Genomic DNA, 7,845 nt, shown 5'->3' on the forward strand with positions numbered 1-7,845 from the left:
AACACACGCCGACGCCACTCCGCGATCGGCCAAATCACCCCGAACGGCTACGAGACCGCCTACACGGCGACCACATCCGCTACCCTCGCGGAAGCGGCATAACCGAACCGACACCGTGTCCACGATCGCGGGTCAAGGCCCCTGCGGCACCGGTCTTCACTCGTGCCACCTGCGTGCCACTCGTTTGTGGGAGCCCGTGTGGTGGGTCCGGTCGCCCAATCGAGTGGCACCACCAGAAAGGATAGCCGACACCATGGCTGGTGCCCAGGCGTCGCGTTGACTCATCAAGAACCTCCGCGTGAGGGTGGTCGTTGCCTCATGTAGGAACCTCCGCGACGGAGTACGCCTGGTGGGGTGTTGTCGATGGCGGAGCGCAAGGCGGTGACGCGGCAGCTGGCCGCGTCGTATCGGGCGGGCGATAAGGCTCGCAAGACGCGGATTCTGGATGAGGTCGTCGAGTTGACCGGGTGGCATCGTGACTGGGCGCGGGCGGTGTTGCGGGACGCGGGCAGCCCGGTCCGACCGGCGAAGGCGCGTGCGCCTCGGGCACCGACGTATGGGCCGGAGCTGATGCCGGCGCTGATCACCTGCTGGGCGACGTTGCGGGCGCCGGCGGGGAGACTGTTGGCACCGATGCTGCCGGTGCTGGTGCCGCTGCTGCGCCGCGACGGGGACGTCACGCTCACCGATGAGCAGGCGGCGCTGCTGAGCCGGATCAGCGCGGCCACCATCGACAGGAGGCTGGCGCTGGAGCGGGCGAAGATGCTGCCGCGGGGTCGGTCGCATACCAAGCCGGGCAGCCTGTTGAAGTCGCAGATCCCGATCCGCACCTGGGCGGACTGGGATGACGCGGTGCCCGGGTGTGTGGAGATCGATCTGGTCGGCCACGACGGCGGCAACCCGTCCGGGCAGTTCTGCTTCACGCTGACGGTGACCGACATCGCGACGGGGTGGACGGTGAACCGGTCGGTGCAGAACAAAGCCCTGAAATGGGTGTTCGACGCGTTGCAGCAGACCACCGCGACCTTCCGTTCCCGATCCTCGGGATCGACTCCGACAACGGCTCCGAGTTCATCAACAAGCACCTGTTCCAGTACTGCAGCGAGCAGCACATCACGTTCACTCGGTCCCGGGCTGAGAACAAGAACGACGGCGCGCACGTGGAGCAGAAGAACTGGGCGCGGGGGCGGGAACTGGTCGGCTATCTCCGCTACGACACGCTCGGCGAGCTGGAGCTGCTGAACCGGATCTGGGAACTGGATCGGGTGTTCGCCAACTATCTGCTCCCGCAGCAGAAGCTCGTGTCCAAGACCCGTGCCGGCGCGAAGGTGATCAAGAAGTACGACGCTCCCGCGACCCCGCACCAGCGGGCGACTCGTGATCCCACTGTCGGGAAGATGCCGGTGCTCCGAATGAACGCCGAGTTCAGGAGCATCCACCCGGCGGCGCTGTCCCGGCAGATCCTGGCCCTCACCGGCAGGCTCGAGGCCATCTCCGTCGCGAAGAGGCCCGCCCCTGTCAAACCCCCGGTCCACGACAGCTTCAACCCCACCTTCAGCCACCGCTCCCACGCGGAGGTTTCCAACTGAGGCAACGACTCCCCGCTCCCGGAGGTATTGACATGAGGCAACAGGGTGCCGGGCCGGTCAGGTCCGGCGGCACCATCACCGTCTCAGGCCTCGGGAACGATCCACGCCGCCGCGTCCGGCGGCAGGAGGCCATCGACCAGCGGCTCCGACAATACGACCTGCCGGCCACCGGGAAGAGCGACTGGACTCTCCCCCATCGCGATGGCCACCACCGCACCGTCGTTGCGACGACACACGACAAGGCCGTCGGGCCCCGCTGTCCACACCGCCGACGCCGCGGCGTCGAAGACACCGTCGTCCAGCAGACGTGCGCGAAGACGCGTGACCTTGCGCACCAGGTGCAATGTCGACTGCGGGTTCGACTCCTCCGCTTCCACCGACCGTCCGCCCCAGCCCGGCGGTACCGGCAACCACGGTCGCGCTGCCTCCGGAGGCGAGAATCCGAAGGCGCCGTCATCCGCACGCGTCCACGGGAGTGGGACGCGCACGCCGTCGCGCGACACCCCGCCCCGGTGCCACATCGGGTCGAGCCGCGCCTCCAGCGGCACCTCCACCTCCGGAAGGCCAAGCTCCTGCCCCTGGAACAGGTAGGCGGCACCGGGGAGCCCGAGCAGTGCGACCAATGCGGCACGCGCACGCCGGTGACCGGTCGCGCCGCCACCGAAGCGCGTCACGCTGCGGACAAGATCGTGATTCTCCAGAGCCCACGTGTGCGAGGACCCGTACGCGGCCCGCGCGGATTCCAGCTCATTCCCGACGGCAGCCCAGGCGTCGGCGTCCCACTCGAGCTTCGCAAAGGCGAAGGCGAACGTCTGATGCATCTCGTCGGGGCGCGTGTACCGAGCCGACCGCTGCGGTGGCAGGTTCACCTCTCCCACAAGGAGTCGGGGCGGCGTGTACTCCTCCGCGACACGCCGCCATCGGCGATACACGTCGTGCACCGGCTCCTGGTCCATCGCGAGGGGGTTCGACCGCAGGCCGTCGATCACGGTCGGCACGACCTCGGAATCGGGAAGCCCCTCGGCCTTGAACAGCCCGTGCGCAACGTCGACGCGCACGCCGTCGGCGCCGCGCTCGAACCACCAGCGCAGAACCCCCTCGAAGTAGTCGCCGACGGCCGGGTTTCGCCAGTTCCAATCGGGCTGCGCGGGCGCGAACAGATGGAGGTACCACTCGGTGTCGACATCCGACTCCGGGTGCGCTCGGCTCCACGCCGAACCACCGAAAACGCTCAGCCAGTTGTTCGGCGGCGCACCATCGGCGCGCCCGGGCGCGAAGTGGAACCAGTCCCGTTCGGGCGAGCCGGGCCCGGCGGCCAAGGCCTGCTGGAACAGTTCGTGCTGGTCGGAGGTATGGTTCGGAACGAGATCGACGATGACGCGGATGTCGTGGTCGTGGGCTCGCTGCAGCAGTTCGTCGAAGTCGGCCAGGGTACCGAACATCGGATCGACATCGAGGTAGTCGCTGACGTCGTACCCCTGGTCTACTTGGGGCGAACGCTGGAACGGCGTGAGCCAGATGCCGTCGACCCCGAGCGAGGCGATGTACGGCAGGCGCGAGGTGACACCGCGGAGGTCGCCGATGCCGTCGCCGTCGGTATCGGCGAATGATCGCGGGTAGACCTCGTAGATGACGGCCGACCGCCACCAGCCGTCGACGCCGGTCACTTGCCCGCTCCCGAGGTCAGTCCTTCGACGATCCGACGTTGGAAGATCAGGATCATGACCACGAGCGGGATGGTCACGATGACTCCGGCAGCCATCTGCTGGGCGTACGGCGACTCGAAGTCGCTCGCGCCGGTGAACAGCGAGATTGCGACGGTCGCCGTCCGGTAGGCCGGATCGTTGACCATGGAGAGCGCGATGATGAACTCGTTCCAGCTCTCGATGAATGCGAGGATGGCCGTCGTGAACACGCCCGGTGCGGCCAAGGGCAGGAGCACCTTGCGGAATGCCTGCCACTTTGTGGCGCCGTCAATCATCGCGGCCTCTTCGAGGTCGTAGGGCAGCTGCTTCATGAAAGTGGTGAGGTTCCACACCGCCAGCGGAATCGCGAAGGACAGGCTCGGCACGATCATCGCCTGATACGTGTTGATCCACCCAATGTCCGAGAACAGGCGCAGCAGGGGCACGACGACCGAGATGCCGGGAAACATCGAGGTGCCGATGATGACTGCGAGGATCGCCGTCTTGAAGCGGAAGTTCAGCCGAGCGATCGCGTAGGAGGCGAAGATCGCGACAACGAGTGCGAGCGCCGTGGTGACCGACGCGACGATGAGGCTGTTCAGCAGTGCCCGACCGAACTGGGTCGAACCCGCGAAGACGTCGGCGTAGTTCTCGAACGACCACGTCGTCGGCACCAGCGTCGTCTCGAAGATGTCGGACGGACGCCGAAGGCTTGACACCACCATCCAGTAGAACGGCGCCAGGCAGTATACCGCGATGACGACGATGATCAGCGCGCGTCCGGCGCCCTCGAACCAACGGGTACGCGCGGTGGGCTCGACCCGAGAATCGACGGTCGCGAGCGGACGAGAGGGAGTGACAGCGCTCATTGGCGTGCCTCCTTCGGGGAACGGGCGCTACGACGGGCACGGCGGGGGCTGTCCCCCGAGCCGACGACGTTCGCGCCGAGGAGCGTGACGAAGACGAAGGCGATCGCGGCGACATACACGACGAGCACGATCGAGAACGCGGAGGCCGTGCCGTACTCGAGTTGGTTCGACGAGTCCCACGCGAGGATCGAGAGGGTCTCGACCGATGGGCTGCGCGGGCCGATGAGGACGAAAGGCAGGTCGAACATGCGCAGCGCGTCGAGCAGGCGGAACAGCACCGCCACCAGCAGGGCCGGCCGCACGAGCGGCAGCGTGATCGACACGAACTGTCGCCACGCGCTCGCGCCGTCGAGCTTGGCCGCCTCATACACCTCGCCGGGGATGATCTGCAGGCCCGCCAGCACGAGCAGACCGATGAACGGCGCAGTTTTCCACACCTCCGCCGTGATGACGGCCACCTGCGCCGCGAAGCCGTCGGCGGTCCACAGGACCTCTTGGCCGCTCAGGGTGTTGACGATTCCCTCGGACTGGAAGATCCAGCGCCACAGCAGACCCGAGACGGCGGTGGGGATCGCCCACGGGATGAGGATCGCGGCTCGAAGGAAGCCCCGCCCACGGAACGCACGATTCATGAGGACCGCGAAGGTAACACCGATCACCGTTTCGAGCGACACCGAGACGAAGGTGAAGAACGTCGTGTTCCACAGAGCGTTGTAGAACCGGCCACTGTCAGGGCCGGCGAAGATGTCGAGGTAGTTCCCGACACCGACGAACTGGTTGCCCTCGACCACGAAGCCGCTGTCGTCGACACCGGACGTCGACGAGAACATCGACTGGTAGATCGCGGCCAGGAGCGGATACAGGATGACGAGGGCGAGGACGAGGAACGTCGGCGAGAGCAGAAGCGCGGCGCGCCCGCCCTCGCGAGGACCCTTGGCGCGCGGCGGTGCGGGTGCCGCCAGGGGGGTCGTGGTCATGGGGTTCTCCTGAACGGACGAGCAAGGGTCGGGGGCGGTCCGCTGAGCGGATCGCCCCCGACAGGGTTCAGCCGACGATCTCTTCCAGCTCGCTCTGCAGCGAGGAGAGCGCGTCCTCAGGCGCGGTGTCACCGGTCACGGCACCGTAGACGGCGTCCTGGATGGCGGCGGTGACGGCGCCGTACTGCACGACCTTGGGGCGAGGCTGGCCGGTCTCGACCGCGGTGAGGAGCGTCGGAAGGTAGGGCAGACGCCCGGTCACGGCGGCATCCTCGAACAGCGCCGAGTAGACGGGCGCGCGCGAGCTGAGCTCGAGGCGTGCGCTCTCCTGCTCCTCGCTGACGAAGAACTGGATGAACTCCAGCGCGGTCTCCTTGTTCTCGGCAAAGCTGGAGATCGCGATGTTGCGTCCGCCCAGCGTCGAGACGCCGGGACCTTCCAGGCCCGGGATCGGCGAGACACCGAACGTGCCCGCCACCTGGCTCGAGCCGTCATCCGCGTTCAGTGCGTTGTAGATGTAGGGCCAGTTGCGCAGGAACACGAGGCTCCCCGACTGGAAGGCCTCGCGACCCTGCTCCTCCTGGAAGGTGATCGCGTCGCGCGGGATCATGCCGCTCGCGTAGCCGTCGGCGAGCCACTCCAGGGCCGTGAGCGCCTCCGGTGTGTCGACGTCGGGCTCGCCGTCGGCGGTGAAGAGCGAACCGCCCGCCGAGGCGACCGCTTCGCTGAAGTTCACCGTGAGCCCCTCGTTGCGGTCGAACTGGCCGGCGTAGCAGGACATCCCGGCGGCTTCGGGGAGAGCCAGCACGGCGTCACACGCCGCCTGCAGCTCTTCCCAGGTCTGAGGCGCCTCGACACCGGCCGCTTCCAGCAGATCCGTGCGCGAGTAGAGCAGTGCGCCATCGGTGTAGTAAGGAGCCGCGAACAGGGTGTCGGCGTAGGTAGCAGCATCCACCGTCGCCGGGATCATCTCATCGACGGGCAGTTCGTCCTCAGGCAGCGGCGCGATCCAGCGGTTCGCGGCGAACTCCGACGTCCAGACGACATCGAGGTTCAGTACCGTGTACGCGTCGGACTCGATCTGGGCGTTCTGAACCATCTGCTGACGCTGCTGGTCAGCGTCGAGGGGCAGCTCGATCCACTCGACCTTCTCGTCCGGGTGCTCGGTGTTCCACGCGTCGATCGTCTTCTGCGCGGCGCCCGAGGCGTCGGGGCTGCTGACATAGGTGATCGGGCCGCGGCCGGTCAGCTCCTCCTCGGCGGGGGCCGCGGATTCGCCGCCACCGCCGGAGCAGCCGGCGATGGCGATCATGGAGCCTGCAGCGAGGGTCGCTGCCGCGATCGTGCGGGCGTGGCGTCGTTGCCTCATGGGGGTACCTCTTTCTCTGGGTTGCGGAGTGTGTGAGTGCGGAAGGGACGAGAGGGTTCAGCGCGCGAGGGCGGTGCTGCCGCGCTCGATGACTCGGTGTTCGAAGGTGCGGGATTGCCATGTGCCGTCCAGCAATCCCAGGACGGCCCGCTCCCCCATCCGCTCCAGCGGCTGGGCCACGGTGCTGAGGGCCGGATGGACGTGCGTCGAGGTGCGTGTGTTGTCGAAACCCAGGACGGAGACGTCATCGGGCACACGACGCCCGAGCCGCTGCAGTTCGTTCACGGTGGCTGCGCCCATCTCGTCGCTGAGGGCGAAGACCGCGGTGAGACCGGGCGCGCGGCTGAGGAGCCGACCGAGGGCGGGCGGCGCACTGTCGTACAGCGAGTTCCCGCGTTCGATGAGCGGTGTGTACCCCGCCTCGTTCATCGCCCGCAGGTAACCGCGTTCGCGCGGCGTGTTGACGAGCACCGAACGTTCGTCGCCCGCCAGCAGACCGATGTCCCGGTGCCCGAGCGCGAGGAGCCGGCGGGTGCCGTCGTAGGCGGCCAGTTCGTCGTCGATACCTATGCTCGGGAAGGCGGCGCCATTGCGGATCGCGACGGCCATCATGGGCAGCCGCGGCCCCGCTGCACGCCGCATCTCCGCCGTGATGGCGGACGAGATGACGACGACGCCGGCGGCGCGATAGGTCTTGAAGCTGCGCAGGTAGCTCGGGGCATGCTCGGCACCGGTGCCGGCACGACCGAGCATCACGGTGAAACCGCGTGAGCGCGCCGCGCTCTCCACCCCGCTCATCACCTGCGACGCGAGCGCGTCCGACACCGCATTGGCGAGGACACCGATGACGGCGCTCTGCATCGTGCGGAGACCACGAGCGAGGGTGTCGGGCTCGTATCCGAGTTCAGCGACCGCCGCTTCCACCCGCTCCCGCGTGGCGCTGCTGAAGCCGGGCACGCCGTTGATGACACGAGAGACGGTCGCGGGAGAAACGCCGACAAGGTTCGCCACGTCGCGGATCGTCGCCATGCCGCCCCTCCCGCCTTTGGGTCTCACGTCGCTCGCGCGGCTGCGCGCAAACGTTTACGTCGACGACGATACGAACCGCTTCCGCGCAACGCAAACGTTTACTAAACGGCGTCGATTGCGCTCGAACCGGCACCTTGACGGAGATGGCTTGACCCACATGAGAGGTGAGCGCGTGCCCCCTGCATGCCCGACCGAACGTCAATTCGTGTCCATCTGAGTCCTCCTCTGTCTCCCCTCTCTCACTTCTAGCCCCAGCCTTTTAAACTCTTGGAAAGAAGAAAACAAAACCAAAAAAATACTCTCAGCAAACACATAATAAACATTTTC

At 67.2% G+C, this 7,845-nt stretch carries 7 protein-coding genes; 2 read left to right on the forward strand and 5 right to left on the reverse strand.

Annotated elements, in window-relative coordinates:
• The first annotated feature begins 363 nt into the window (after nt 1–363).
• Entirely contained in the window at nt 364–1,242 is an 879-nt protein-coding gene (locus ACHFGS_RS12275; protein ID WP_394278215.1) for a hypothetical protein, read from the forward strand.
• Complete coding sequence (locus ACHFGS_RS12280) at nt 1,161–1,589, forward strand: hypothetical protein (RefSeq protein ID WP_394278214.1); 429 nt, start codon at nt 1,161–1,163, stop codon at nt 1,587–1,589. The genes ACHFGS_RS12275 and ACHFGS_RS12280 overlap by 82 nt, the downstream gene beginning before the upstream one ends.
• Nucleotides 1,590–1,672: 83 nt before the next feature.
• Here the strand turns inward: ACHFGS_RS12280 and ACHFGS_RS12285 are convergent, their stop codons facing one another.
• The 5 genes from ACHFGS_RS12285 to ACHFGS_RS12305 all read right to left on the reverse strand — a co-directional run bounded on the left by ACHFGS_RS12285 (nt 1,673) and on the right by ACHFGS_RS12305 (nt 7,518).
• Nucleotides 1,673–3,256 (reverse strand): alpha-amylase family glycosyl hydrolase, encoded by a 1,584-nt coding sequence (locus tag ACHFGS_RS12285; RefSeq protein WP_394278213.1) that lies wholly within the window; start codon nt 3,254–3,256, stop codon nt 1,673–1,675.
• Nucleotides 3,253–4,143, reverse strand: a complete 891-nt coding sequence (locus ACHFGS_RS12290; protein ID WP_394278212.1) for a carbohydrate ABC transporter permease — start codon at nt 4,141–4,143, stop codon at nt 3,253–3,255. Before ACHFGS_RS12290 ends, ACHFGS_RS12285 begins: the two co-directional genes overlap by 4 nt.
• Nucleotides 4,140–5,120, reverse strand: a complete 981-nt coding sequence (locus tag ACHFGS_RS12295; RefSeq protein ID WP_394278211.1) for a carbohydrate ABC transporter permease — start codon at nt 5,118–5,120, stop codon at nt 4,140–4,142. The genes ACHFGS_RS12290 and ACHFGS_RS12295 overlap by 4 nt, the downstream gene beginning before the upstream one ends.
• A gap of 67 nt (nt 5,121–5,187) precedes the next feature.
• Nucleotides 5,188–6,489: an ABC transporter substrate-binding protein gene (locus ACHFGS_RS12300; RefSeq protein WP_394278210.1), complete on the reverse strand. Its 1,302-nt coding sequence runs from the start codon at nt 6,487–6,489 to the stop codon at nt 5,188–5,190.
• 57 nt (nt 6,490–6,546) lie between these two features.
• Nucleotides 6,547–7,518, reverse strand: coding sequence for a LacI family DNA-binding transcriptional regulator (locus tag ACHFGS_RS12305; RefSeq protein ID WP_394278209.1), 972 nt, complete (start codon nt 7,516–7,518; stop codon nt 6,547–6,549).
• Nucleotides 7,519–7,845: the final 327 nt, after the last annotated feature.

It is taken from the genome of Microbacterium sp. (genome assembly GCF_043427715.1).
Classification (GTDB): domain Bacteria; phylum Actinomycetota; class Actinomycetes; order Actinomycetales; family Microbacteriaceae; genus Microbacterium.

Bases quoted from the DNA above. Each gene is read 5' to 3' on its own strand.
- ACHFGS_RS12300 (WP_394278210.1), bottom strand. From the start codon at position 6,489: ATGAGGCAACGACGCCACGCCCGCACGATCGCGGCAGCGACCCTCGCT.
- ACHFGS_RS12275 (WP_394278215.1), top strand. From the start codon at position 364: ATGGCGGAGCGCAAGGCGGTGACGCGGCAGCTGGCCGCGTCGTATCGG.
- ACHFGS_RS12295 (WP_394278211.1), bottom strand. From the start codon at position 5,120: ATGACCACGACCCCCCTGGCGGCACCCGCACCGCCGCGCGCCAAGGGT.
- ACHFGS_RS12305 (WP_394278209.1), bottom strand. From the start codon at position 7,518: ATGGCGACGATCCGCGACGTGGCGAACCTTGTCGGCGTTTCTCCCGCG.
- ACHFGS_RS12290 (WP_394278212.1), bottom strand. From the start codon at position 4,143: ATGAGCGCTGTCACTCCCTCTCGTCCGCTCGCGACCGTCGATTCTCGG.